24 protein-coding genes are annotated in these 22179 nt (G+C 63.5%); 14 read left to right on the top strand and 10 right to left on the bottom strand.

Features of this window, described 5'->3' with window-relative positions; all coding sequences use genetic code 11:
* Positions 1-5 precede the first annotated feature (5 nt).
* The 5 genes from metW to ACIPZ8_RS04470 are packed head-to-tail and all read left to right on the top strand — an operon-like array spanning position 6 to position 3184.
* On the top strand, positions 6-626 hold the full coding sequence (gene metW, locus ACIPZ8_RS04490; protein ID WP_015272149.1) for a methionine biosynthesis protein MetW: 621 nt from the start codon (positions 6-8) through the stop codon (positions 624-626).
* Positions 627-648: 22 nt separating this feature from the next.
* Complete coding sequence (locus tag ACIPZ8_RS04485) at positions 649-1083, top strand: DUF4426 domain-containing protein (RefSeq protein ID WP_027920978.1); 435 nt, start codon at positions 649-651, stop codon at positions 1081-1083.
* On the top strand, positions 1080-1676 hold the full coding sequence (gene rdgB, locus ACIPZ8_RS04480) for an RdgB/HAM1 family non-canonical purine NTP pyrophosphatase (protein WP_400719967.1): 597 nt from the start codon (positions 1080-1082) through the stop codon (positions 1674-1676). Before ACIPZ8_RS04485 ends, rdgB begins: the two co-directional genes overlap by 4 nt.
* The gene (hemW, locus tag ACIPZ8_RS04475) at positions 1673-2848 is read left to right on the top strand and encodes a radical SAM family heme chaperone HemW (protein ID WP_400719965.1); all 1176 of its coding nucleotides are present in this window, start codon (positions 1673-1675) and stop codon (positions 2846-2848) included. The genes rdgB and hemW overlap by 4 nt, the downstream gene beginning before the upstream one ends.
* 9 nt (positions 2849-2857) lie before the next feature.
* A complete protein-coding gene (locus tag ACIPZ8_RS04470; RefSeq protein WP_027920975.1) occupies positions 2858-3184 on the top strand; it encodes a DUF3392 family protein in 327 nt (108 codons plus the stop codon).
* Between the two features lie 629 nt (positions 3185-3813).
* On the opposite strand, the gene trmB is transcribed toward ACIPZ8_RS04470, so the two are convergent.
* The 4 genes from trmB to ACIPZ8_RS04450 form a co-directional block, all read right to left on the bottom strand.
* Positions 3814-4536: a tRNA (guanosine(46)-N7)-methyltransferase TrmB gene (trmB, locus tag ACIPZ8_RS04465; protein WP_103446094.1), complete on the bottom strand. Its 723-nt coding sequence runs from the start codon at positions 4534-4536 to the stop codon at positions 3814-3816.
* Between the two features lie 9 nt (positions 4537-4545).
* The gene (locus ACIPZ8_RS04460) at positions 4546-5358 is read right to left on the bottom strand and encodes a thiazole synthase (RefSeq protein WP_400719964.1); all 813 of its coding nucleotides are present in this window, start codon (positions 5356-5358) and stop codon (positions 4546-4548) included.
* A gap of 54 nt (positions 5359-5412) precedes the next feature.
* Positions 5413-5613 carry a sulfur carrier protein ThiS gene (gene thiS, locus ACIPZ8_RS04455; RefSeq protein WP_033696634.1) on the bottom strand — a complete coding sequence of 67 codons (201 nt, stop codon included), beginning with the start codon at positions 5611-5613 and terminating at the stop codon, positions 5413-5415.
* A 103-nt stretch (positions 5614-5716) separates the two neighbouring features.
* Positions 5717-6088 carry a DUF423 domain-containing protein gene (locus ACIPZ8_RS04450; protein ID WP_400719963.1) on the bottom strand — a complete coding sequence of 124 codons (372 nt, stop codon included), beginning with the start codon at positions 6086-6088 and terminating at the stop codon, positions 5717-5719.
* Between the two features lie 64 nt (positions 6089-6152).
* On the opposite strand from ACIPZ8_RS04450, the gene mtgA reads away from it, so the two are divergent.
* The gene (mtgA, locus tag ACIPZ8_RS04445) at positions 6153-6863 is read left to right on the top strand and encodes a monofunctional biosynthetic peptidoglycan transglycosylase (RefSeq protein ID WP_400719962.1); all 711 of its coding nucleotides are present in this window, start codon (positions 6153-6155) and stop codon (positions 6861-6863) included.
* Between the two features lie 62 nt (positions 6864-6925).
* On the opposite strand, the gene rpoH is transcribed toward mtgA, so the two are convergent.
* The 4 genes from rpoH to ftsY form a co-directional block, all read right to left on the bottom strand.
* On the bottom strand, positions 6926-7780 hold the full coding sequence (gene rpoH, locus ACIPZ8_RS04440; RefSeq protein WP_079230062.1) for an RNA polymerase sigma factor RpoH: 855 nt from the start codon (positions 7778-7780) through the stop codon (positions 6926-6928).
* A gap of 111 nt (positions 7781-7891) precedes the next feature.
* Entirely contained in the window at positions 7892-8920 is a 1029-nt protein-coding gene (gene ftsX, locus ACIPZ8_RS04435; RefSeq protein WP_400719961.1) for a permease-like cell division protein FtsX, read from the bottom strand.
* Positions 8917-9588, bottom strand: a complete 672-nt coding sequence (ftsE, locus tag ACIPZ8_RS04430; RefSeq protein WP_012274659.1) for a cell division ATP-binding protein FtsE — start codon at positions 9586-9588, stop codon at positions 8917-8919. The genes ftsX and ftsE overlap by 4 nt, the downstream gene beginning before the upstream one ends.
* Positions 9589-9590: 2 nt before the next feature.
* Positions 9591-11096, bottom strand: coding sequence for a signal recognition particle-docking protein FtsY (ftsY, locus tag ACIPZ8_RS04425; protein ID WP_400719959.1), 1506 nt, complete (start codon positions 11094-11096; stop codon positions 9591-9593).
* A gap of 232 nt (positions 11097-11328) precedes the next feature.
* Here ftsY and ACIPZ8_RS04420 point away from each other — a divergent pair, with 232 nt between their 5' ends.
* The 6 genes from ACIPZ8_RS04420 to ACIPZ8_RS04395 all read left to right on the top strand — a co-directional run bounded on the left by ACIPZ8_RS04420 (position 11329) and on the right by ACIPZ8_RS04395 (position 18552).
* Positions 11329-12684: a M16 family metallopeptidase gene (locus tag ACIPZ8_RS04420; protein ID WP_400719957.1), complete on the top strand. Its 1356-nt coding sequence runs from the start codon at positions 11329-11331 to the stop codon at positions 12682-12684.
* On the top strand, positions 12677-14161 hold the full coding sequence (locus ACIPZ8_RS04415) for a M16 family metallopeptidase (RefSeq protein ID WP_400719955.1): 1485 nt from the start codon (positions 12677-12679) through the stop codon (positions 14159-14161). The genes ACIPZ8_RS04420 and ACIPZ8_RS04415 overlap by 8 nt, the downstream gene beginning before the upstream one ends.
* The gene (rsmD, locus tag ACIPZ8_RS04410; protein ID WP_400719953.1) at positions 14161-14763 is read left to right on the top strand and encodes a 16S rRNA (guanine(966)-N(2))-methyltransferase RsmD; all 603 of its coding nucleotides are present in this window, start codon (positions 14161-14163) and stop codon (positions 14761-14763) included. Before ACIPZ8_RS04415 ends, rsmD begins: the two co-directional genes overlap by 1 nt.
* An 86-nt stretch (positions 14764-14849) precedes the next feature.
* The gene (locus tag ACIPZ8_RS04405) at positions 14850-16151 is read left to right on the top strand and encodes a M16 family metallopeptidase (RefSeq protein WP_400719951.1); all 1302 of its coding nucleotides are present in this window, start codon (positions 14850-14852) and stop codon (positions 16149-16151) included.
* Complete coding sequence (locus tag ACIPZ8_RS04400) at positions 16144-17499, top strand: M16 family metallopeptidase (RefSeq protein ID WP_400719949.1); 1356 nt, start codon at positions 16144-16146, stop codon at positions 17497-17499. The genes ACIPZ8_RS04405 and ACIPZ8_RS04400 overlap by 8 nt, the downstream gene beginning before the upstream one ends.
* Before the next feature lie 60 nt (positions 17500-17559).
* Positions 17560-18552, top strand: coding sequence for a hydrolase (locus ACIPZ8_RS04395; RefSeq protein ID WP_400719947.1), 993 nt, complete (start codon positions 17560-17562; stop codon positions 18550-18552).
* Here ACIPZ8_RS04395 and ACIPZ8_RS04390 read toward each other — a convergent pair whose 3' ends face one another.
* Together ACIPZ8_RS04390 and ACIPZ8_RS04385 are read right to left on the bottom strand one after the other, a co-directional pair.
* Positions 18553-19407 (bottom strand): sulfurtransferase, encoded by an 855-nt coding sequence (locus ACIPZ8_RS04390; protein WP_400719945.1) that lies wholly within the window; start codon positions 19405-19407, stop codon positions 18553-18555. It lies immediately after the preceding gene.
* A gap of 34 nt (positions 19408-19441) precedes the next feature.
* Positions 19442-20107 (bottom strand): TetR/AcrR family transcriptional regulator, encoded by a 666-nt coding sequence (locus ACIPZ8_RS04385; RefSeq protein ID WP_400719943.1) that lies wholly within the window; start codon positions 20105-20107, stop codon positions 19442-19444.
* Between the two features lie 151 nt (positions 20108-20258).
* On the opposite strand from ACIPZ8_RS04385, the gene ACIPZ8_RS04380 reads away from it, so the two are divergent.
* Both ACIPZ8_RS04380 and ACIPZ8_RS04375 read left to right on the top strand, forming a co-directional pair.
* Positions 20259-21689 carry a coniferyl aldehyde dehydrogenase gene (locus ACIPZ8_RS04380; protein ID WP_400719941.1) on the top strand — a complete coding sequence of 477 codons (1431 nt, stop codon included), beginning with the start codon at positions 20259-20261 and terminating at the stop codon, positions 21687-21689.
* Positions 21689-22174, top strand: coding sequence for a twin-arginine translocation pathway signal protein (locus ACIPZ8_RS04375; RefSeq protein ID WP_400719939.1), 486 nt, complete (start codon positions 21689-21691; stop codon positions 22172-22174). The genes ACIPZ8_RS04380 and ACIPZ8_RS04375 overlap by 1 nt, the downstream gene beginning before the upstream one ends.
* Positions 22175-22179 lie beyond the last annotated feature (5 nt).

Here is a 22179-nt window from a genome sequence, read left to right as displayed (position 1 = left end):
ACAGCATGAGAGCCGATCTGGAAATCATCCACGACTGGATTCCCGCCGGCAGCCGGGTACTCGACCTGGGCTGCGGCAGTGGCGAGCTGCTGGCCTCGCTGCGTGACCGCAAGCAGGTCACCGGCTATGGCCTGGAGATCGACGCCGACAACATCGCCGCCTGCGTGGCCAAGGGCGTCAACGTCATCGAGCAGGACCTCGACAAGGGCCTGGGCAACTTTGCCAGCAACAGCTTCGACGTGGTGATCATGACCCAGGCCCTGCAGGCCGTGGAGTACCCTGACCGCATCCTCGACGAAATGCTGCGGGTAGGTCGCCAGTGCATCATCACCTTCCCCAACTTCGGCCACTGGCGCTGCCGCTGGTACCTGGCCACCAAGGGCCGCATGCCGGTTTCGGACTTCATGCCGTACACCTGGTACAACACGCCGAACATCCACTTCTGCACCTTCGCCGACTTCGAAGAGCTGTGCCATGAGCGCCGCGCCAAGGTCCTTGACCGCCTGGCCGTCGACCACTTGCACCGTAACGGGTGGGGTGGGCGGCTTTGGCCTAATCTTCTAGGTGAAATCGGCATCTATCGCGTCAGCAGCCCGGGCCTGCAGGAGCATCAACTGGCGGTCTGACGCCCACCGGAGGATTCGCACCATGCGTCGCCTAGCCCTGTTCCTGATCAGCCTGTGCCTGGCCCTGCCAGTGATGGCGGCCGATGCCGCCCGACCCGAGCGCAAGGAAGTCTTCGGCGACGTGACGGTGCACTACAGCGCCTTCACCTCGAGCATGCTGCAACCGGACATCGCCGCTGCCACCGGGCTCAACCGCAGCAAGAACCAAGGCGTGCTCAACATCGCCGTGCTCAAGGCCGACAAGCCCGCCATGGCGGTGGTCAGCGGCACGGTGAAAGACCTGACCGGGCGCACCAGCCCGCTGTCGTTCAAGCAGATAACCGACCAGGGTGCGGTGTACTACATCGCCCAGTTCAAGATCGAGCAGGCCGAGACCCTGACCTTCGACCTGAATGTCGAAACCGGCGGGGTCAGCCATCAACTCAGTTTCAACCAGGAAGTGTTCCCAGGAGAATGATGAATTTCCAGCAACTCGTGTTGGCCAGCCACAACGCCGGCAAACTCAAGGAACTCCAGGCCATGCTCGGCCAGTCCGTACAGCTGCGCTCGATCGGTGAGTTCAGCCAGGTAGAACCCGAGGAGACCGGCCTGTCGTTCGTCGAGAATGCCATCCTCAAAGCCCGCAATGCTGCGCGCCTCTCCGGCCTGCCGGCGCTGGCCGACGATTCTGGCCTGGCAGTGGACTTCCTCGGCGGTGCGCCGGGCATCTACTCGGCACGCTATGCCGATGGCAAGGGTGACGCGGCGAACAACGCCAAGCTGCTCGAAGCCCTGAAGGACGTGCCGCCAGAGCAACGCGGCGCCCAGTTCGTCTGCGTGCTGGCCCTGGTGCGTCACGCCGATGACCCGCTGCCGATCCTTTGCGAAGGCCTGTGGCACGGCAGCATCCTGTTCGAGGCCAGCGGCGAGCACGGTTTCGGCTACGACCCGCTGTTCTGGGTACCGGAGCGCAAGTGCTCCAGCGCCGACCTCGCCCCTGTGGATAAGAACCAGCTCAGCCACCGCGCCCGCGCCATGGCCCTGCTGCGTCAACGTCTGGGCCTGGCATGATCGCAACGTTGTCCCAAGCTGGCGCGGTGGCGCTCACCAACCTGCCGCCGCTGGCGCTGTACATCCACATCCCGTGGTGTGTGCGCAAATGCCCTTATTGCGACTTCAACTCCCACGCCGCCGGGCCTGAGCTGCCGGAAGAGGCCTACGTCGACGCCCTGTTGACCGACCTCGATCTGGAACTGGCCGCCGTGCAGGGCCGGACACTGTCGTCGATCTTCTTCGGTGGCGGCACGCCAAGCCTGTTCAGCGCTAATGCCCTGGGGCGTCTGCTGCGTGGCGTGGAGCAGCGCATTCCGTTTGCAGCGGACATCGAGATCACGCTTGAGGCCAACCCAGGCACCTTCGAGCAAGAGAAGTTCAAGGCCTACCGGCAGACCGGCATCAATCGTCTGTCGATCGGCGTGCAAAGCTTCCAGCCGGCCAAACTGGAAGCGCTGGGGCGCATCCACAATGGCGATGAAGCGATCCGTGCCGCTGGCATGGCGCGTGCGGCCGGCTTCGACAACTTCAACATGGACCTGATGCACGGCCTGCCCGACCAGTCGCTGGATGACGCGTTGGGCGACCTGCGCCAGGCCATTGACCTGGGGCCGACCCACCTGTCGTGGTACCAGCTGACCGTCGAGCCGAACACGGTGTTCTGGAATCAACCGCCGGAGCTGCCTGAAGACGACATTCTCTGGGACATCCAGGAAGCCGGCCAGGCGCTGATGGCGGCCAACGGTTTCAAGCAGTATGAAGTTTCGGCCTATGCCCAGGCTGACCGTGCCGCCCGGCACAACCTCAACTACTGGCGCTTTGGTGACTTCATCGGCATCGGTGCCGGCGCCCACGGCAAGCTCACCTTTGCCGATGGCCGCATCCTGCGTACCTGGAAGACCCGCCTGCCCAAGGATTACCTGAACCTGGCCAAGCCGTTCAAGGCCGGCGAAAAGCTGTTGCCGGTGGACGAGCTGCCGTTCGAGTTCCTGATGAACGCCCTGCGCCTCACCGATGGCGTGGAAGCTGAGCTGTTCACCCAGCGCACCGGGCTGCCCCTGGCGCAGCTGGCCGAAGCCCGCCGCGCAGCCGAACAAAAGGGCCTTTTGCAGGTCGAACCGGATCGACTGGTGGCCACGCCGCGCGGCCAGCTGTTCCTCAATGACCTGCTGCAGTATTTCTTGACCTAAGGATGACCCATGGATCTGGTACTTGATCTGCTCGCCACGGTTTCCCGCTGGAGCCGCAGCAATCTGTCTGAGATTTCCCTGGCCCTGGTAGGCTGCCTGCTGGTGCTGTTCGGCACCGACATCAAAGGCTGGGTGGACCAGCGCCTGGGTGCCCTGGCGGGTGCGCTACGGGTGCCGGTGATGGCTGCCCTGGTGATGATCGGCAGCGGAGCAGCGCTGATCTATGCCACGCCGTGGGTGGTGAAGGGGTTGGGGCAGTTCAACAACTATGCGCTGGCACCGGTGTTGTTGGTGGTGCTGGTGTTGATTGGTGTGGTGGCTGACCGCCGCGGGTGAGCCTGCTAAAAGCTGCCCCGGAAAACCAGGGCAGCCCTACCACCTGACTAGCCCTTACTGGGCATCGTCAAAGTGATCGCGCATGAAGTCTCGAGCGGTCTTGAGCACAGTCAAGATCCGGATGAGCTTCCAGACGCGGCTCAGCGCATCAAGCAAACGCTTCATATGCCTTGGCCTCCGTGTTGGCGGGCCAGTCTTCCAGCATCTAACCGGTACTTCGATGCCTTCGAAAACTATGTGAGTGTTTTCGGTGAAGTGGCCAGGTAAATGGCCCTTCGAGCAGAGTCACCGGCACGGTTCTCAGGCCGTGTCGAAGGGGCCGGAAAGCAGAATTCTTCTCCTACCCGGCCCATCACCGAATTCATCTCACAGGAGCAGCGCGATAATACTTCGGTTCTACCGTCAGAGCTGTTAACGACTCCGACACACATAATGCTGGATATTTCTGATCATTGACGCCTCCTTTCGGGCTACCTATGATCCACTGACTGTGTGAGTGTTTTCGGTGAAGCTCCGGAGCGAAGGATACTCAGTCCTATCACTCCCATAAAAAAACCGCTCTTCTCAGAGCGGTTTTTTTCGCCTGAATTTCTACAGGCCTCAGCAATTCGAAAGGCTGAATCAGCCAATCAATCCACCTTCTCGAACTTCAAATCCCACACCCCATGCCCCAGCCGCTCGCCGCGGCGTTCGAACTTGGTGATCGGGCGCTCTTCCGGGCGCGGCACGTAGGTACCGTCTTCAGCACGGTTGCGATAGCCCGGGGCGGCGCTCATCACTTCCAGCATGTACTCGGCATACGGCTCCCAGTCGGTCGCCATGTGGAACACGCCACCGGGCTTGAGCTTGCGACGCACCAGCTCGGCGAACTCCAGCTGAACGATGCGGCGCTTGTGGTGACGCGCCTTGTGCCATGGGTCCGGGAAGAACAGCATCAGGCGGTCGAGGCTGTTGTCGGCCACGCAGCGGTTGAGCACTTCAATCGCATCGCAGTCATACACCCGCAGGTTCTTCAGGCCCTGGGTCAGTACGCCGTTGAGCAGCGCACCAACACCCGGACGGTGCACTTCGACACCGATGAAGTCCTGTTCAGGCGCGGCAGCGGCCATTTCCAGCAGGGAGTGGCCCATGCCGAAGCCGATCTCCAGGGTGCGCGGCGCCGAACGGCCGAACACCTGGTCGTAGTCCACCGGGCTGTCGGCCAGCGGCAGGATGAACTGCGGGCCGCCCTGGTCGAGGCCGCGTTGCTGGCCTTCGGTCATGCGCCCGGCGCGCATCACGAAACTCTTGATGCGGCGGTGTGGGCGCTGGTCGCCGTCGGCGGAGATCGGCGTATCTTGCGAGTCAGTCATCAGGGGCTCTTACTTGATCAGACCATCCAGCGGCGAAGAGGCGCTGGCATAAAGTTTTTTCGGCATGCGGCCGGCCAGGTAGGCCATGCGGCCAGCGAGGATGGCGTGCTTCATGGCCTCGGCCATAACTACAGGCTGCTGGGCGTGGGCGATGGCCGAGTTCATCAGCACGGCTTCACAGCCCATTTCCATGGCGATGGTGGCGTCGGAGGCGGTACCCACGCCAGCATCGACCAGCACCGGCACCTTGGACTCCTCCAGGATGATCTGCAGGTTGTAGGGGTTGCAGATGCCCAGACCCGTGCCGATCAGGCCGGCCAGTGGCATCACCGCGATGCAGCCGGCTTCGGCCAGTTGGCGGGCGATGATCGGATCGTCGCTGGTGTAGACCATCACGTCGAAACCATCCTTGACCAGCACTTCGGCGGCCTTGAGGGTTTCGATCACGTTGGGGAACAGGGTTTTCTGGTCGGCCAGCACTTCCAGCTTCACCAGGGTGCGCGACTCGTGGGACTTGTGGCCATCGAGCAGCTCACGGGCCAGACGGCAGGTACGCACCGCCTCGACAGCGTCAAAGCAACCTGCGGTATTCGGCAGGATGGTGTACTTGTCGGGCGACAGCACGTCGAGCAGGTTCGGCTCGCCCGCATTCTGGCCCAGGTTGGTCCGGCGCACGGCCACGGTGACGATCTCGGCACCCGAGGCCTCGGTGGCCAGGCGGGTTTCTTCCATGTCACGGTACTTGCCGGTGCCGACCAGCAGGCGCGACTGGAAAGTGCGCCCGGCCAGGATGAAGGGCTTGTCGCTACGAACGTTGCTCATCGTTGTTCCTCGGGAAAAGATTGCTGGGCTTGCAGGTGAATCGCCGGGCCGGGATCAGCCGCCACCGATGGCGTGGACCACTTCGACCTGGTCGCCTTCGTTCAGCTGCGTGCTGTCGTGCTGGCTACGGGGCACGATATCCAGGTTGAGTTCCACCGCTACCCGGCGCCCGGTCAGCTCCAGGCGGGTCAGCAGGGCCGCGACGCTTTCGCCAGCGGGCAATTCGTAAGGTTCACCGTTCAGTTGAATGCGCATGCGCACGGCCACCATTGTTCTTTGGGGGCCCGCATTCTAGCGCCGATCAGCGACTTAACCCAAGGGCAGCGCGCACCATTAGTCGCGATTGTGGACCGTCTGGTCAGCCCAGGCGCCAGGCTGCCAGGCCCAGACACAGCCAACCGGCGAGGAAACACAGGCCGCCGATGGGGGTGATGATGCCTAGCTTGCCAATACCGCTCAGGGTCAGCAGGTAGAGGCTACCGGAGAACAGCACTATCCCCAGGGCGAACAGACCACCGGCCCAGCCGACCAGGCGACCCGGCAGATGCGCCGCGAGCAGGGCGACACCGAAGATCGCCAGCGTGTGCACCAACTGATAGGTGACACCGGTGTGGAATATCGCCAGGTAATCGGCGCTCAGGCGGTTTTTCAGCCCATGCGCGGCGAAGGCGCCAAGGGCGACACCGGTAAAGCCGAAAAAGGCGGCGAGCATCAGGAAGCTGCGAAGCATGGGACGACTCCTTGTATCGGGTCTGTATAATGGCCCGTTCCACCGGTCCGGCCAAGCCATCGCCATGCTGTCATCCCTTATTCGCCGCCTCGCCCGCGCCCTGCTCTGGTTCGCTGCCGGCAGCATCGTGCTGGTGCTGGTGTTCCGCTGGGTGCCGCCGCCTGGCACGGCCTTGATGGTCGAGCGCAAGGTGCAATCATGGGTGAGTGGCGAGCCGATCGACCTGCAACGCGACTGGGAACCGTGGGAGAACATCTCCGACGAGCTCAAGGTGGCGGTCATCGCCGGCGAGGACCAGAAGTTCGCCAGCCATTGGGGCTTCGACATCCCGGCGATCCAGGCGGCACTGGCCTATAACGAACGTGGCGGCAGCGTCCGCGGCGCCAGCACCCTGACCCAGCAGGTCGCCAAGAACCTGTTCCTGTGGTCGGGTCGCAGCTATTTTCGTAAGGGGCTTGAGGCCTGGTTCACAGCGCTGATCGAGCTGTTCTGGACGAAGGAACGAATTCTCGAGGTGTATCTGAACAGCGCCGAGTGGGGCAAAGGCGTGTTCGGCGCCCAGGCTGCGGCGCGTTATCACTTTGGCGTCGACGCCAGCCGCCTGACCCGCCAGCAGGCCGCTCAACTGGCCGCTGTGCTGCCGAGCCCGATCAAGTGGAGTGCCAGCCGGCCGAGTGCCTACGTGGCCAGCCGGGCGGGGTGGATTCGCCGGCAGATGAGCCAGCTGGGCGGGCCCAGTTACCTGATGCAACTGGACAGCTCGCGCAGGCCATGAGCCTCAACAAAAAAGCCGCTCACCCTCACGGGTCAGCGGCTTTTCAATGCAGCCAGGCTTGATCAGATAGTGATCAGCGCCTTGACCTTGTTCATCGCGTTCTTCTCCAGCTGGCGAATACGCTCAGCCGAAACGCTGTACTTGTCAGCCAGCTCATGCAACGTGGCCTTTTCTTCCGCCAACCAGCGCTGGTAGAGAATATCGCGACTACGGTCATCCAGGCCTTGCAGCGCTTCGTGCAGGTTGCTGGTGGAGTTGTCGCTCCAGTCGGCATCCTCCAGCTGCACAGCCGGGTCGTAGCGGTGGTCTTCCAGATAATGCGCTGGCGACTGGAAAGCGCTGTCGTCATCCGCTTCGGCTGCCGGGTCGAAGGCCATGTCCTGGCCACTAAGACGGCTTTCCATCTCGCGCACTTCACGTGGCTCGACACCGAGGCTTTCCGCCACGCGATGCACTTCGTCGTTGTTCAGCCAGGCCAGACGCTTCTTCTGGCTGCGCAGGTTGAAGAACAGCTTGCGCTGAGCCTTGGTGGTAGCCACCTTGACGATGCGCCAGTTGCGCAGGATGAATTCGTGAATCTCTGCCTTGATCCAGTGCACGGCGAAGGACACCAGGCGCACACCCATTTCCGGGTTGAAGCGCTTGACTGCCTTCATCAGGCCGACGTTGCCTTCCTGGATCAGGTCGGCCTGGGCCAGCCCGTAGCCTGCATAGCTACGCGCGATATGTACAACGAAACGCAGGTGGGCCATCACCATTTGCCGAGCGGCCTCGAGATCCTGCTCGTAGTAGAGACGCTCGGCCAGATCACGCTCCTGCTCGACAGACAACAGCGGGATGCTGTTGACCGTGTGCACGTAGGCTTCCAGGTTTGCACCGGGCACCAGGGCATAGGCAGGTTGCAACGATGTGGTCATTCAAGAACCTCCGACTTACAAAACTCGCGCCTTGTGAGCGCTGCCAACATTGACCCGGAACGACCGTACAAGTTCCATCGTGAAGAAAATGTCAATGCTGGCACGTAAAAACTATCGCGGTGCCAGCTCGTTCAAATGGCGGGCAACGGCAATCCATGCACCGATATACCCCAACAGCACCGCTCCGATCAAGAGCGAGAGACCATCGGACGCAGGCACCCCGCCCAGGGCAAAGTCACTCCCATACAGCCCGGACAGCCCTACCACGGCCTCGTTCAGCCAGTTCAGGCCAAAGGCCAGGATCGCCCAGGCCAGCACGCCCGCGCCCAGGCCGTACAAGGCCCCCATGTACAGGAAAGGCCGGCGCACGTAGCTGTCGGTGCCGCCTACCAGCTTGATCACTTCGATCTCGATTCGGCGGTTTTCGATATGTAGACGAATTGTGTTACCGATTACTAACAGCAGTGCAGAAATCAGCATCACTGCCAGGCCGAAGACAAATCGGTCGCCCAGCTTGAGGATTGCCGCCAGGCGCTCCACCCAGACCAGGTCCAGCTGCGCATTCTCCACCCTTGGCAGCTCCGACAGGCGCTGACGCAGGGCTTCCAGGGCCGGCTTGTCGACTTCGGTCGGGGTAACCACCACTACACCGGGCAACGGGTTGTCAGGCAGCTCGCGCAGGGCTTCGCCCAGGCCGGACTGCTGCTGAAACTCTTCCAGGGCCTGCCCCGGGCTGACGTACTGGGCGTCGGCGACACCCGGCATGCGCTTGATGTCGTCGCGCAGGGCTTCGCCCTGCTGGCTACCTGCATCGAGCTTCAGGTACAGCGAAATCTGCGCAGCACGCTGCCAGGAGCCACCCAGCACCTCGATATTCTTCAGCAGCAGCGACAGCCCCATGGGCATGCTCAGGGCCACGGCCATCACCAGGCAGGTGAAGAAGCTGCCGATCGGCTGCTTGCCCAGGCGCCGCAGGCTGTCGGCCAGGCTGGCGCGATGGCTTTCCAGCCAGGCGTGCAGCAAGGTACGGAAGTCCGGGCCGTCGTCGTCGTGATCGCCGCCCTTCTTCTTGGCTGGCTGCGGGTCGGCAGCCTTGGGTGCAACGCGCTCGGAAACCTTGGGTGTACGTGTAGTGCTCATTGCCCGGCCTCCCCATCGCCGATCAGACGACCGCGCTGCAGGGTCAGCATGCGGTGGCGCATGCGCGCAATCAGTGCCAGGTCGTGACTGGCGATCAGAACCGTGGTGCCCAGGCGGTTGATATCCTCGAACACCCCCATGATTTCCGCGGCCAGGCGCGGGTCGAGGTTACCGGTGGGTTCATCCGCCAGCAGCAAGGCGGGTTGGTGGACGATGGCCCGGGCGATACCGACCCGCTGCTGCTGGCCGGTGGACAGGTCGGCCGGGAACAGCTCGCCCTTGTCGGACAGCGAAACGCGCTCCAGCGCCGAGTCTACGCGCTTGGCGATCTCGGCCTTGGACAAGCCGAGAATCTGCAGCGGCAGGGCGATGTTGTTGAACACCGTGCGGTCGAACAGCAGCTGGTGGTTCTGGAACACCACGCCGATCTGCCGGCGCAGGAACGGGATCTGCGCATTGCTGATCTGGCCCAGGTCCTGCCCGGCCAGCATCAGCTTGCCGCTGGTCGGGCGCTCCATGGCCAGCAGCAGGCGCAGCAAGGTGCTCTTGCCCGCGCCCGAATGCCCGGTGACGAACAGGAACTCGCCCCGGCGAGCCCGGAAACTCAGCTCATGCAAGCCGACATGGCCGTTAGGGTAGCGCTTGGCAACCTGTTCGAATCGGATCATGGTCAGTCTCGCTCGGCGAACAGAGCCTTGACGAACGGCTCGGCTTCGAAAGTACGCAGGTCATCGATACCTTCACCGACGCCGATGAAGCGGATCGGGATGCTGAACTGCTTGGCCAGGGCAAAGATCACCCCACCTTTGGCAGTGCCGTCCAGCTTGGTCAGGGCCAGGCCCGTCAGTTCGACGCTCTGGTTGAAGTACTTGGCCTGGCTGATGGCGTTCTGCCCGGTACCGGCGTCGAGCACCAGCAGCACCTCGTGCGGTGCCTCGGCGTCGAGCTTGCCGATTACCCGGCGGACCTTCTTCAGCTCTTCCATCAGGTTGTCTTTGGTGTGCAGGCGGCCGGCGGTGTCGGCGATCAGCACATCGACACCACGGGCCTTGGCGGCCTGCACGGCGTCGAAGATCACCGAGGCGGAATCGGCGCCGGTGTGCTGGGCGATGACCGGGATCTGGTTACGCTCGCCCCAGACCTGCAGCTGCTCCACGGCAGCGGCACGGAAGGTGTCACCGGCAGCCAGCATGACCTTCTTGCCTTCCAGCTGCAGCTTCTTGGCCAACTTGCCGATGGTGGTGGTCTTGCCGGCACCGTTCACGCCGACCACGAGGATCACGTAGGGCTTGTTCTGCGCCTGGACCTTCAGCGGCTGCTCGACCGGGCGCAGCAGTGCGGCCAGCTCTTCCTGCAGCGACTTGTACAGCGCATCGGCGTCAGCCAGCTGCTTGCGGGCAACCTTCTGGGTCAGGTTCTGGACGATGGCCGAGGTCGCCTCGACGCCGACGTCGGCGGTCAACAGGCGGGTTTCGATCTCGTCGAGCAGGTCGTCATCGATGACTTTCTTGCCCAGGAACAGGCTGGCCATGCCTTCGCCGATGCTGGCGCTGGTCTTCGACAGGCCCTGCTTGAGGCGGGCGAAGAAACCGGGCTTGGACGGCTCGGAGGCAGCCGGGGCAGCCACCACGGGGGCTGGATCCGGTTCGGCAGGCGCAGGGGCCGCGACCACCGGCTCCGGGGCGCGACGTTCCGGTATCACCGGCGGCGCCTTCGGCTCCAGGTCCGGCACCAGCGCCACAGGTTCTTCGGCGACCGGAAGCACCAGGTTGCTGACAGGGGCGGCATGCTCAACTACCGGAGCAACCTCGACCGGCGCCGTTTGCAGAGGCATGGAGGCGACAGGTTCAGGTGCCGGTGCGACCAGCGGCGCAGAAGCAACCGGCTCAGGCTCGGGCGCCTGCAATGGCTTGGAAGCGACCGGCTCTGGCACAGGCGCTTCGACCACCGGGGGCACAGGCTCGACCGGCGCAGGCTGCTGCGCCTCGACCAGCGGCTGCTCGACAGCAGGCTGCGCTGCTACCGGCTCGGCAGGCAGCACCTCGGGCGCTTGTGGCTCTGGCGTTTGAGGCTGTTCGGCGACAGGTTGCTGCGGCTTCTTGCGAAACCAGCTGAACAGGCCTTTTTTCTCGCCAGCCTCGGCCGGCGCTTTTTTGTCGTCGTTGGAACCAAACATGGAAGACGGCTATCTCAGGGTAGCGATGGGCCAGCAGCTGGCGCATCGGGAATTCTCTAAACGCAGAACAGACTATTTTGAATCCGACTGGTTCATGCGCAATGTTTTGTCTTAATGGGCCTGCAGGCCAGAACGGCGACAGGCATGGTCGCCAGGCAACCGGATCAGTATCCTAGCACCTCCTGGCCCGCCGACGCTAAACCAGCGGGCCGCCGAACAGGTTAATCACCGTATGAATGCTCTAGCCCGCCGCGCCGCTGGCCTGTTGCTCAGCACGCTCTGCCTGCCGCTTGCGGCCTTTGCCGTCGACGTGCAACCGACCCACGAATTCATCCTCGACAACGGCCTCAAGGTGGTCGTGCGCGAAGACCACCGTGCCCCGGTGGTCGTCTCGCAGATCTGGTACAAGGTTGGTTCCAGCTACGAGACCCCGGGCCAGACCGGCTTGTCCCATGCCCTGGAGCACATGATGTTCAAGGGCAGCGCCAAGATCGGCCCCGGCGAGGCCTCGCGCATCCTGCGTGACCTCGGTGCGGAAGAGAACGCCTTCACCAGCGACGACTACACCGCCTACTACCAGGTGCTGGCCCGCGACCGCCTGCCAGTAGCCCTGGAGCTTGAAGCCGACCGCCTGGCCAGCCTGCGCCTGCCTGCCGACGAGTTCGCCCGCGAAATCGAGGTGATCAAGGAGGAACGCCGCCTGCGTACGGATGACCAGCCAAGTTCCAAGGCCTTCGAGCTGTTCCGCGCCATGGCCTTCCCGGCCAGCGGCTACCACACCCCCACCATCGGCTGGATGGCCGACCTCGAACGCATGAAGGTCGAGGAGCTGCGCCACTGGTACGAATCCTGGTACGCACCGAACAACGCCACCCTGGTGGTGGTCGGCGATGTCACTGCCGATGAGGTCAAGGGCCTGGCACAGAAGTACTTCGGCAGCATTCCCAAGCGCGCCGTGCCACCCGCCAAACTGCCGCTGGAACTGGCCGAACCGGGCCAGCGCCAGCTGACCCTGCACGTGCGCACCCAGTTGCCGAGCCTGATCTACGGTTTCAACGTACCGGGCCTGGCCACCGCCAAGGACCCACGCACCGTGCACGCTCTGCGGCTGATCTCGGCCCTGCTCGATGGCGGCTACAGCGCGCGCATGCCCGCACGCCTGGAACGTGGCCAGGAGCTGGTGGCCGGTGCTTCGTCCAGCTACAACGCCTTCACCCGTGGCGACAGCCTGTTCCTGATCTCGGCCACGCCGAACGTGCAGAAGCAGAAGTCCCTGGCCGACGTCGAAAAAGGTGTCTGGCAATTGCTCGACGAACTCAAGACCACCCCGCCGAGCGCCGAAGAGCTGGAGCGCGTGCGTGCCCAGGTCATTGCCGGCCTGGTCTACGACCGCGACTCCATCAGCAGCCAGGCCACCACCATCGGCCAGCTGGAAACCGTCGGCCTGTCCTGGAAGCTGATCGACACCGAGCTGGACGAACTCAAGCGTGTTACTCCGGAAGACGTGCAAAACGCTGCACGCACCTATTTCACCCGCGAACGCCTGAGCGTTGCCCATGTACTGCCCGAGGAGTCCGCTCATGAGTGATCGCAGCGCACCACGCTACACCCTGATCGGTACGGGCATCATCGCGCTGGTGGTGGCAGTGGCCGCCGTGCTCGCCCGGCCGGCGCACTCCGAAGCCGATAGCAGCGCCGCTCGCCCAGCCAATACCCTGCAATCGCTGGCCGAGCTGGATGGCAAGGCGCCCAGCCGGCGCCAGCTGAACATCCAGAACTGGACCACCGCCGAAGGCGCCCGGGTGCTGTTCGTCGAGGCTCGCGAGCTGCCGATGTTCGACCTGCGCGTGACCTTTGCCGCTGGCAGCAGTCAGGACGGTAACACCCCGGGCCTGGCCACCCTGACCAACGCCATGCTCAACGAGGGCGTGGCCGGCAAGGACGTGACCGCCATCGCCGAAGGCTTCGAGGGCCTGGGTGCCGACTTTGGCAACGGCTCCTACCGCGACATGGCCGTGGCTTCGCTGCGCAGCCTGAGCGCCAAGGACAAGCGCGAGCCAGCCCTCAAGCTGTTCGCCGAAGTAACCGGCAAGCCGACCTTCCCGGAAGATGCACTGAAACGCATCAAGAACCAGCTGCTGGCCGGTTTCGAGTATGAGAAGCAGAACCCTGGCAAGATCGCCGGCAAGGCCCTGTTCGGCAAGCTCTACGGTGACCACCCTTACGCGCAACCAAGCGATGGCAGCGCCGAGAGCGTGCCAGGCATCACCCTCGAGCAGCTGCGTGCCTTCCATGCCAAGGCCTATGCCGCTGGCAACGCAGTGATCGCCCTGGTCGGCGACCTTAGCCGCGAAGAGGCCGAGGCCGTCGCCGCCCAGGTCTCCGCCGCCCTGCCCAAAGGCCCGGCGTTGGCCAAACCGGCCCAGCCGGTTGAACCCAAGGCCGGCATCACCCACATCGACTTCCCGAGCAAGCAGACTCACCTGATGCTCGCCGAACTCGGTATCGACCGCCAGGACCCGGACTGGCCGGCCCTGTCGCTGGGCAACCAGATCCTCGGTGGCGGCGCCTTCGGCACCCGCCTGATGAGCGAAGTCCGCGAAAAGCGCGGCCTGACCTACGGTGTGTACTCGGTGTTCAGCCCGATGCAGGTACGCGGCCCGTTCATGATCAACTTGCAGACCCGTGCCGAACTCAGCGAAGGCACGCTCAAGCTGGTCCAGGACATCCTCGCCGACTACCTCAAGAGCGGCCCGACCCAGCAAGAGCTGGACGATGCCAAGCGCGAACTGGCCGGCAGCTTCCCACTGTCCAATGCCAGCAACGCCAGCATCGTCGGCCAGCTGGGCGCGATCGGTTTCTACAACCTGCCACTGACCTGGCTGGAAGACTTCATGCAGCAGTCCCAGGCGCTGACCGTCGACCAGGTCAAAACGGCGATGAACAAGCATCTGGCAGCCGATAAACTGGTGATCGTCACCGTTGGCCCGAACGTGCCACAGCAGCCACTGCCTGCCCCCACAGACAAACCGTCCGAGCAGCCGCTCGGCGTACCGGAGCACTAATGCCTAGATCCACCCCTCCCGTCCGCCCGCAGCAGGGCCAAAGCAAGGGCCAGGGTCACCTGCGCATCATCGCCGGCGAGTGGCGCAGCCGCCGCCTGGCGGTGCCGGAAGGCGAAGGCCTGCGCCCCACGCCTGACCGCGTGCGCGAAACCGTGTTCAACTGGCTGGCGCCCTACATCGAAGGCGCACAGGTGCTGGATGCCTTCACCGGCAGTGGTGCCCTGGTGCTCGAAGCGCTGTCCCGTGGCGCCGAGAATGCCGTGGCGCTTGACAGCAACCCGGCTGCCATCAGCAACCTGAAGAACAACCTCGAGATCCTGCGCTGCCCACGCGGGCAGATCCTGCAGACCGATGCCCTGCGCTACCTGCAGAACCCGGCCAAGCAGCAGTTCGACGTAGTGTTCCTCGACCCGCCGTTCCACCAGGACCTGCTGGCCAACACCTGCAACCTGCTGGAACAGAACCAGTGGCTGCGCGAACTGGCGTGGATCTACACCGAAAGCGAGGCAGCCCCGTCGACGCTGCCGATGCCCGGCAACTGGCGCCTGCACCGCGAGAAAAAGACCGGTCAGGTGCATTACGCACTGTGGCAACGGGGCTGATCTCGTCGTAAGCCGTATTTAGTTACCGCAAAACCACCATCGGCATGGTTGAAGCTGCTTCCACGTTCTCGCAGGAGCCTTCAACCATGATCGAACACCCTTCTCCGCCCCTCCAGAGCAGCACCGTACAATCATTCACCCTTGCCAACGGCCTGCGCATCTACCTGCGCGAAGACCATCGTGCACCGCTGGTCAGTGTGCAGCTCTGGTTTCACGTCGGTTCGAGCTACGAGCCAGCAGGCCATACCGGTCTCTCCCATGCCTTGGAACATCTGCTGTTCGATAGCAGCAGCAAACTGACCAGTGGCCAGTATTCATCCATCATGACCCGCCTTGGCGGCAACCCGAATGCCTACACCTCCGCCGACGCCACAGTCTTCCCGCTGACACTGCCAGGCAGTCGGCTCGAGATTGCCCTTGAAGCCATGGCCGACGTCATGGCCAGCTCCACGATAAGCGATGCACCTTTCGCTCGCGAGCTGGATGTGGTCATGGCAGAGCGCCGCGAGGAGGTCGACAACGCGCCCTTGTCACTGGCACTGGAACATCACCAGTCACTGGCTTACGGCAATGACGGCTATGGCACGCCAATCATTGGCCACAAGGCTGACCTCGAGCACCTGACCCCGGCTGCTGCCCGAACCTGGTACCAGAGCTGGTACCACCCAAACAATGCCACGCTAGCAGTCGCGGGCGACATCACCTTGCTACAACTGCAAACCTTGGTTAGCCGGCACTTTGCGACAATTTCCGCCCATCGCCTGCCGCAACGCCAGCCCCCTTGCGCGCCGCCAGCGCAAGCTCGGCGCCATCAGGTACTGCGTCTACCCGGCCTCTACACCGGCGCAATACTCAGTTTCAACCTCCCCAGCCAATGTACCGCCCAGTCCGCCGAGCAAGCCTACGCATTGCGGCTACTGCCCGATCTGCTTGCTGACGGACACAGCAGTACCCTGCAGCGACGACTGGTTCTGGATGACCCTATTTTGCAGGGCCTGGGCTCCTCCTACGAACCCTGGCAGCGCGGTGACGGCCTGCTGGCTCTCTACGCACTCTGCAGCCCGCAGGCAACACCAGAGAACGCAGCCGAAAGGCTGATGCTGGAAATCGAAGCGTTTCGTCAGTCGGCACCTTCCAGGGAAGACCTTCAACGTGCCAAGGCTCGCCTGTTGGCCAGGCAGGTGTTCGAAAGGGATGGCATCGACAAGCAAGCCCAAGCCATCGGCAAACAGGCCGCCTGCGGCCTGGACCCGGTAGCACTGGACAATGAGCGGCAGGCCATCGAAGCCGTGACAGCCGAGCAGGTCGGCCTGGCAGCCCTTGAGTTTCTGACCGATTCCCGCGCTGCCATTACGTTCATGCACGACAAGGAGAGCGCTCATGCATGACTCGACTGCAACCCAAAACAGCATCTACGGCGGCCTGGTCTCTGCTCAGGGACTCGACCTGGATCAGTTCGAGTCCATCCTGACTCAGGTGCAAACCTGGACGACGCAAGCGGGCACAACCGTGAAATTCGTCGAAGCCCGCGGCCTGCCTATCGTCGATGTAGTACTAAAGTTCAGGGCCGGCACTGCCCAGGACACTGTGCACCCCGGCCTGGCAGCCCTGACGCTGTACATGCTCGATGAGGGTAGCCAGCAGTACACGGCCACCCAACAGGCCGAGCATCTTGAACGCCTGGGTGCAATCACCGAAAAACAGATACATCTGGAACATGCGACGCTGAGCCTGCGTAGCCTGAGTAGCCCGGCCGTGCTGGAGCCGTCCCTGGCGCTGTTCACTAACCTTGTTGCACAGCCAGCATTTCTTCCCTCTGCTCTGGACAAGATCAAACAGCAGTTGCTGCAGAGCAGCGCTTCACGCGATCGACATCCCGTATCGAGGGCGCGTAGCGAAGCCTTCCGCCACTTGTTCAGTGGCCATCCTTATGGCTGCCCACTCGGCAGCACCGAACAGGGTGTAACGGCGGTTACCACAGACGACCTGCGGACTTTCCACCGACGCGCCTATTCCGCCAGCAACCTGGAGATGGTCGTGGTCGGCGACCTTTCATTCGCTGAAGCTCAAGCACTTTCACGCCAGATCAGCCAGGCTCTGCCACAGGGTTGGTCAGCAACGGATCTGCCAACTGTCCCGACCGCCACCCGCGCGGGCATACACGTCGAACAGCCCGGCGCAAGCAGTGCTGTCCTGTTGGCGCTTCCCTTGAACGTGCCCGCCAATGATCCGGAGTTCCCGGCACTGGCGCTGGCCAGCAATGTATTGGGAGAAGGGCTCGAATCGCGCTCGATGGTGGAACTGCGCCAACGCCGCGGCCTCACTTACGGCGTGCAGACCCGCATGTCGCCATTACGGGCAGGCGGGTTGTTCACCATTGAATGGGAAGTCGCACCGGCGCATGTGCAGGGCTCTCAGGAGCTGGTGGTGACCTTGCTGCGCGATCTGATCGAGCAAGGGCCAACCCAGGCCGAGCTGCAAGTGGCACGCAAACAGCTGGAAGGGCAATTGCTGCGTGGTGTCGCCCAGAACAAGCACCTGGCGGGATTGCTTTCGGCGCTTACCCATCAAGGTCAACCTGACGATCATCTCAACACCTACCTCGAGCGCATCAACAGATTGACTCCAGCAGATGTTCGTGCCGCCATGCAGCGCCATCTCGATCTAAGCTACATCGTACAGGTCAGCGTCGGCCCAAGCGTCGAGCAACGACCTCTGCCAGCCCTCGACCAATAGCGCAGGTACAGTGGCGGCGTTTCATGGCACTCTACGCAGGCAAATCACGAGTCGCCCAGCATGCCCAGCCTCACCGCCACGTTCCGCCCGGCCATTGGCCTGTCCAACCCCCACCTGCAAACCCTGTGGGGGCCGCTGTGGCGCAAGTTGCCAGAGCTTGAGCGAAGCCGCGAACGCCTGTGGCTGGCCGATGGCGACTTTCTCGACCTCGATTGGCATGGGCCACATAGCCCGGATGCGCCGCTGGTGCTGGTGCTTCACGGTTTGACCGGATCGTCCCGCTCGCCCTACGTCAAAGGCTTGCAGCAATCGCTGCAGGCGCGCGGCTGGGCAAGCGTGGCGGTCAACTGGCGCGGTTGTTCGGGTGAGCCCAACCTGTTACCGCGCAGCTACCATTCCGGCGCCAGCGAAGACCTCGCCGAAGTGGTCACCCACCTGCGTGCCCAGCGCCCCTTGGCACCGCTGTATGCCGTCGGCTACTCGCTGGGTGGCAATGTACTGCTCAAGTACCTGGGGGAAAGTGGTTCTGACAGCCGACTGGAAGCAGCGGTAGCCGTCTCGGTGCCGTTCCGGCTGGACCAGTGCGCCGACCGGATCGGCCAGGGCTTTTCCAAGGTCTATCAAGCACATTTCATGCGCGAAATGATGGCTTATGTGCAGTTGAAAGAACGACACTTCCGGGACCGCGGACATCACGAAGGGCTGGCCGCGCTCGGCCGGCTTGGGCCTTTGGGCAGGTTGAAGACATTCTGGGATTTCGACGGCAAGGTCACCGCGCCGCTCAACGGTTTCACCGATGCCCACGATTACTATCGCCGCTCATCGAGCCGGTTCTATCTGGGAGAAAACCGCACGCCGACACTGATCATCCATGCCACCGATGACCCGTTCGTGTTCGGCCACAGCCTGCCCACGGCCAGCGAACTGGCACCGCAGACACAGTTCGAGCTGCATGAGCGGGGTGGGCATGTAGGGTTTGTCGACGGCAGCCTGCGGAACCCAGGCTATTACCTGGAGCGGCGAATTCCGCAATGGCTGGTCGACGGTCAGTGATTATTCGCCAGTCGCCACGCCATGTTTGGGATCATTGATCCATTCGCTCCACGACCCAGCATACAGTTTGCCCAACGGATAACCCGCCAGCGCCAGGGCAAACAGGTTATGGCAAGCCGTCACCCCTGACCCGCAATAGGCCACCAGATGCTCTGGCGAGCGCCCTGCCAGCTTCTCGGCGAAACGTTGCTTGAGCTGTTCCGCTGCCAGGAAACGCCCATCGGCACCGAGGTTCTCGTTGAAGGCCGCGCACTGAGCGCCAGGAATATGCCCTGCCACAGGGTCGATCGGCTCGACTTCGCCCCGGAAACGCGGCAACGCACGGGCATCGATCAAGGTCAGGTCAGGGCTACCCAGGCGCTTGGCCAGGTGCTCGGCGTCGATCAGCAGCTTGGCATCCGCCTCACCACTGAACGTCCCCTCGTGTTTGGCCGGCGCATCCAGGCTCAGCGGCAGGTGCGCCGCATGCCAGGCCTTGAGGCCACCGTCGAGGATGGCCACGCCACTGCGCTTGCCCAGCCAGACCAGCAACCACCAGGCCCGGGCGGCAAAGGCGCCGGGGCCATCGTCGTACAGCACCACTTCACTGTCATCTTCCAGGCCCCACTCGCGCAGGCGCTCGACCAGCCTGTGCGGGTCCGGCAGCGGGTGGCGGCCGGTGCGGCCCTTGCTGACCGGCCCGCTCAGGTCGCGCTCCAGGTCGGCAAAATGCGCCCCGGCGATATGCCCCTCGGCATAACTGCGTTGGCCGTAATCCACATCCTCCAGGGCAAAACGACAATCAAGGATCACCAGCTTGGGCGAGTCGAGACGCTCGGCCAGCTGTTGCGGGGTGATCAATTGCGCAAGGGGCATGACAATCTCCTGATCGATGGCACGAAGGCCCTGACTAGTGTTCCAGGGCCTGATTGAACGGAACGTGGAATTCCTGGCACAGGGCGTCCACCGCGCTGCGGGCGTTGCTGGTGACAAAACCCAGCTCCAGCACCAGCACCTGATAGACGCCGCGCTTGAAGGCTTCTTCACCCAGATGCGCGGAATGTTCACGCGTGGTGCTGAGAAAACGTACCCATGAGGTCAGCACGATCCAGGCATTGATGGTCAGCGACTCGATCTGCGCAGGCTCCATGGTCAGGATCCCGGCATCGACGAAGCCGCGGTAGATCGCCTGGCCCTGGCGCAGGCAGCGTTCGGAAAAACGCCGGTAGCGGGCGGCCAGTTCGGAGTCGCTTTCCAGCAGGTGTTCCAGATCACGGTGCAGGAAGCGGTAGTTCCACATCGCCGCGAGTAGCGCCTTGAGGTAGAAGCGCTTGTCCTCGACCGTGGCCACGCGGCCCTGCGGCGGTCGCAGGAAGCTGTCCACCAGCGCTTCGTACTGGCTGAACAGCAGGGCGATGATCGCCTGCTTGTTGGGGAAGTGGTAGTACAAGTTGCCGGGCGAGATTTCCATGTGCGCGGCAATGTGGTTGGTACTGACGCTGCGTTCGCCCTGCTGGTTGAACAGCTCCAGGCTGTTCTGCACGATGCGCTCTCGGGTCTTCATGCGCGGGGCCATGCTCAGCTCCCAGTCTGCGGGCTTTCGATAATGGGTCATCTTACGGTGAATCACACCGCTGATGCACCGTTTGCACCAGCGAAAAAAGTCGCACCATGGTACGAATTAGAGTATAGGCTCTAGTAACTTCAAGCCCAGACGAGAGACCGCCGTGACCTCGCCCATCGCTTTGCCTCCTGTGCATTCCGACACCGACCTTGAAGCGACGTTCGCCGCTCAGCGCCAGGCCTTTGCCGGCAACCCGATGCCGCCGGCGGCGCAACGCCGGCAATGGCTGAAAAGCCTGCGCGAGGCATTGCTGGCGGACCAGCAAGCACTGATCAACGCAATCGATGCCGATTTCAGCGGCCGCAGTGCCGACGAAACGCTGTTGGCCGAGCTGCTACCGTCGGTGCAAGGCATTCGCCATGCCGAGCGCCACCTGCAGCGCTGGATGCGTCCGGCCCGGCGCGCCGTGGGCCTGGCCTTCCAGCCAGCCAGCGCTCGCGTGCTGTACCAGCCACTGGGCGTGGTGGGCATCATCGTGCCCTGGAACTACCCGCTGTTTCTCGCCATCGGCCCGCTGACCGGTGCCCTGGCGGCCGGCAACCGGGTCATGCTCAAGCTCAGCGAGTCCACTCCGGCCAGCGCGCAGGCGCTGAAAGCCTTGCTGCAACGGGTGTTTCCCGAGGACCTGGTCAGCGTGATACTGGGTGAGGTCGAGGCCGGCCAGGCATTCGCCCGTCTGCCCTTCGACCACTTGCTGTTCACCGGCGCCACCAGCATCGGCCGCCAGGTCATGCTGGCTGCTGCACAAAACCTGACCCCGGTGACGCTGGAACTGGGCGGCAAATCGCCCGCCATCGTCTCGGCCAGCGTACCTCTGGACACGGCCGCCGAACGCATCGCCTTCGGCAAGACCCTCAACGCCGGCCAGACCTGCGTCGCACCCGACTATGTGCTGGTGCCGCGCGAGCGCCTGAACGACTTCGCCGATGCCTATCGCAAGGTCGTGCAGCGCATGTACCCACGCATCGCCGACAACCCCGACTACAGCGCCATCATCAACGCACGACAGCTGCAGCGCCTGCAGTACCTGCTGGATGACGCCCGCAGCAAGGGCGCCAAGGTGCTCGACCTGTATCCCGACGAAGTGCGCCAGGGGCGGCGCCTGCCGCCGCACCTGCTGACCAGGGTCAACGACAGCATGCAGGTCATGCAGGACGAGATCTTCGGTCCGCTGCTGCCGCTGGTGCCTTACGACCACCTCGACGAAGCCCTGGCCTACATCAATCAACGCCCTCGCCCCTTGGCGCTGTACTACTTCGGCTACGACCGCAGCGAGCAGCAGCACGTGCTGCAGCACAGCCATTCCGGCGGCGTGTGCTTGAACGACACCCTGCTGCACGTGGCCCAGGACGACTTGCCATTCGGCGGTATCGGCCCTTCGGGCATGGGCCATTACCATGGCCATGAAGGTTTCCTGACCTTCAGCAAGGCCAAGGCGGTGCTGGCCAAGCAGCGCCTGAATGCCGCGCGGCTGATCTACCCACCCTATGGCAAGGCCTTGCAGCGCCTGATCTACAAGCTGTTCATCCGCTGATGCAGCGCCGTGACCTGCTGCGCTTCAGCCTCGGCGCCAGCCTTTTCCTGAGCACCGCCAGCCTGGTTGGCTGCAGCGCGCAAACGCCCGCAGCCGGCTACCTGGTGCTGCGTGACGATGACCTGCCAGCCCTGCTTGCGCTGATACCGGTGGTGCTCGCCGGCACCTCGGCCAACGACAAGCTGGTGCTGCACAGCCTCGACCACAAACTGGCAGCGCTGTCGCCGGAAATGCTCAAGCTCACCCGGCAACTGTTCGATGTGCTCAACCTGCCGCTGACCCGCGGCCCGTTGACCGGGGTCTGGGGGGCCTGGGGGCAGGCCGGCAGCGCACAGGTAACGGCCTTTCTGCAGCGCTGGCAGGACAGCTCGCTGAATCTGCTGCGCATGGGCCACGCTTCGCTGCTGCAACTGCTGCAAATGGCCTGGTACGAGCGCCCGGAAGCCTGGGCCGCGTGCGGCTACCCCGGCCCACCCAAGATCTGACAACC

The sequence above is a fragment of the Pseudomonas sp. NPDC089422 genome, from assembly GCF_044749405.1.
In the GTDB taxonomy this organism is placed as follows: Bacteria; Pseudomonadota; Gammaproteobacteria; order Pseudomonadales; family Pseudomonadaceae; genus Aquipseudomonas.
The sequence above is the reverse complement of the archived record's forward strand: the minus strand, read 5'-3'. Positions and strand labels throughout refer to the sequence as shown.

Coding starts and splice junctions, on each gene's coding strand:
- ACIPZ8_RS04390 (WP_400719945.1), bottom strand. CDS start 19,407: ATGCCCCTTGCGCAATTGATCACCCCGCAACAGCTGGCCGAGCGTCTC.
- ACIPZ8_RS04415 (WP_400719955.1), top strand. CDS start 12,677: ATGAGTGATCGCAGCGCACCACGCTACACCCTGATCGGTACGGGCATC.
- trmB (WP_103446094.1), bottom strand. CDS start 4,536: ATGACTGACTCGCAAGATACGCCGATCTCCGCCGACGGCGACCAGCGC.
- ACIPZ8_RS04395 (WP_400719947.1), top strand. CDS start 17,560: ATGCCCAGCCTCACCGCCACGTTCCGCCCGGCCATTGGCCTGTCCAAC.
- ACIPZ8_RS04470 (WP_027920975.1), top strand. CDS start 2,858: ATGGATCTGGTACTTGATCTGCTCGCCACGGTTTCCCGCTGGAGCCGC.
- ACIPZ8_RS04460 (WP_400719964.1), bottom strand. CDS start 5,358: ATGAGCAACGTTCGTAGCGACAAGCCCTTCATCCTGGCCGGGCGCACT.
- ACIPZ8_RS04405 (WP_400719951.1), top strand. CDS start 14,850: ATGATCGAACACCCTTCTCCGCCCCTCCAGAGCAGCACCGTACAATCA.
- ACIPZ8_RS04485 (WP_027920978.1), top strand. CDS start 649: ATGCGTCGCCTAGCCCTGTTCCTGATCAGCCTGTGCCTGGCCCTGCCA.
- rsmD (WP_400719953.1), top strand. CDS start 14,161: ATGCCTAGATCCACCCCTCCCGTCCGCCCGCAGCAGGGCCAAAGCAAG.
- ACIPZ8_RS04375 (WP_400719939.1), top strand. CDS start 21,689: ATGCAGCGCCGTGACCTGCTGCGCTTCAGCCTCGGCGCCAGCCTTTTC.
- ftsY (WP_400719959.1), bottom strand. CDS start 11,096: ATGTTTGGTTCCAACGACGACAAAAAAGCGCCGGCCGAGGCTGGCGAG.
- ACIPZ8_RS04400 (WP_400719949.1), top strand. CDS start 16,144: ATGCATGACTCGACTGCAACCCAAAACAGCATCTACGGCGGCCTGGTC.
- ACIPZ8_RS04420 (WP_400719957.1), top strand. CDS start 11,329: ATGAATGCTCTAGCCCGCCGCGCCGCTGGCCTGTTGCTCAGCACGCTC.
- mtgA (WP_400719962.1), top strand. CDS start 6,153: ATGCTGTCATCCCTTATTCGCCGCCTCGCCCGCGCCCTGCTCTGGTTC.
- ACIPZ8_RS04385 (WP_400719943.1), bottom strand. CDS start 20,107: ATGGCCCCGCGCATGAAGACCCGAGAGCGCATCGTGCAGAACAGCCTG.
- metW (WP_015272149.1), top strand. CDS start 6: ATGAGAGCCGATCTGGAAATCATCCACGACTGGATTCCCGCCGGCAGC.
- ACIPZ8_RS04450 (WP_400719963.1), bottom strand. CDS start 6,088: ATGCTTCGCAGCTTCCTGATGCTCGCCGCCTTTTTCGGCTTTACCGGT.
- ftsX (WP_400719961.1), bottom strand. CDS start 8,920: ATGAGCACTACACGTACACCCAAGGTTTCCGAGCGCGTTGCACCCAAG.
- rpoH (WP_079230062.1), bottom strand. CDS start 7,780: ATGACCACATCGTTGCAACCTGCCTATGCCCTGGTGCCCGGTGCAAAC.
- rdgB (WP_400719967.1), top strand. CDS start 1,080: ATGATGAATTTCCAGCAACTCGTGTTGGCCAGCCACAACGCCGGCAAA.
- thiS (WP_033696634.1), bottom strand. CDS start 5,613: ATGCGCATTCAACTGAACGGTGAACCTTACGAATTGCCCGCTGGCGAA.
- ftsE (WP_012274659.1), bottom strand. CDS start 9,588: ATGATCCGATTCGAACAGGTTGCCAAGCGCTACCCTAACGGCCATGTC.
- hemW (WP_400719965.1), top strand. CDS start 1,673: ATGATCGCAACGTTGTCCCAAGCTGGCGCGGTGGCGCTCACCAACCTG.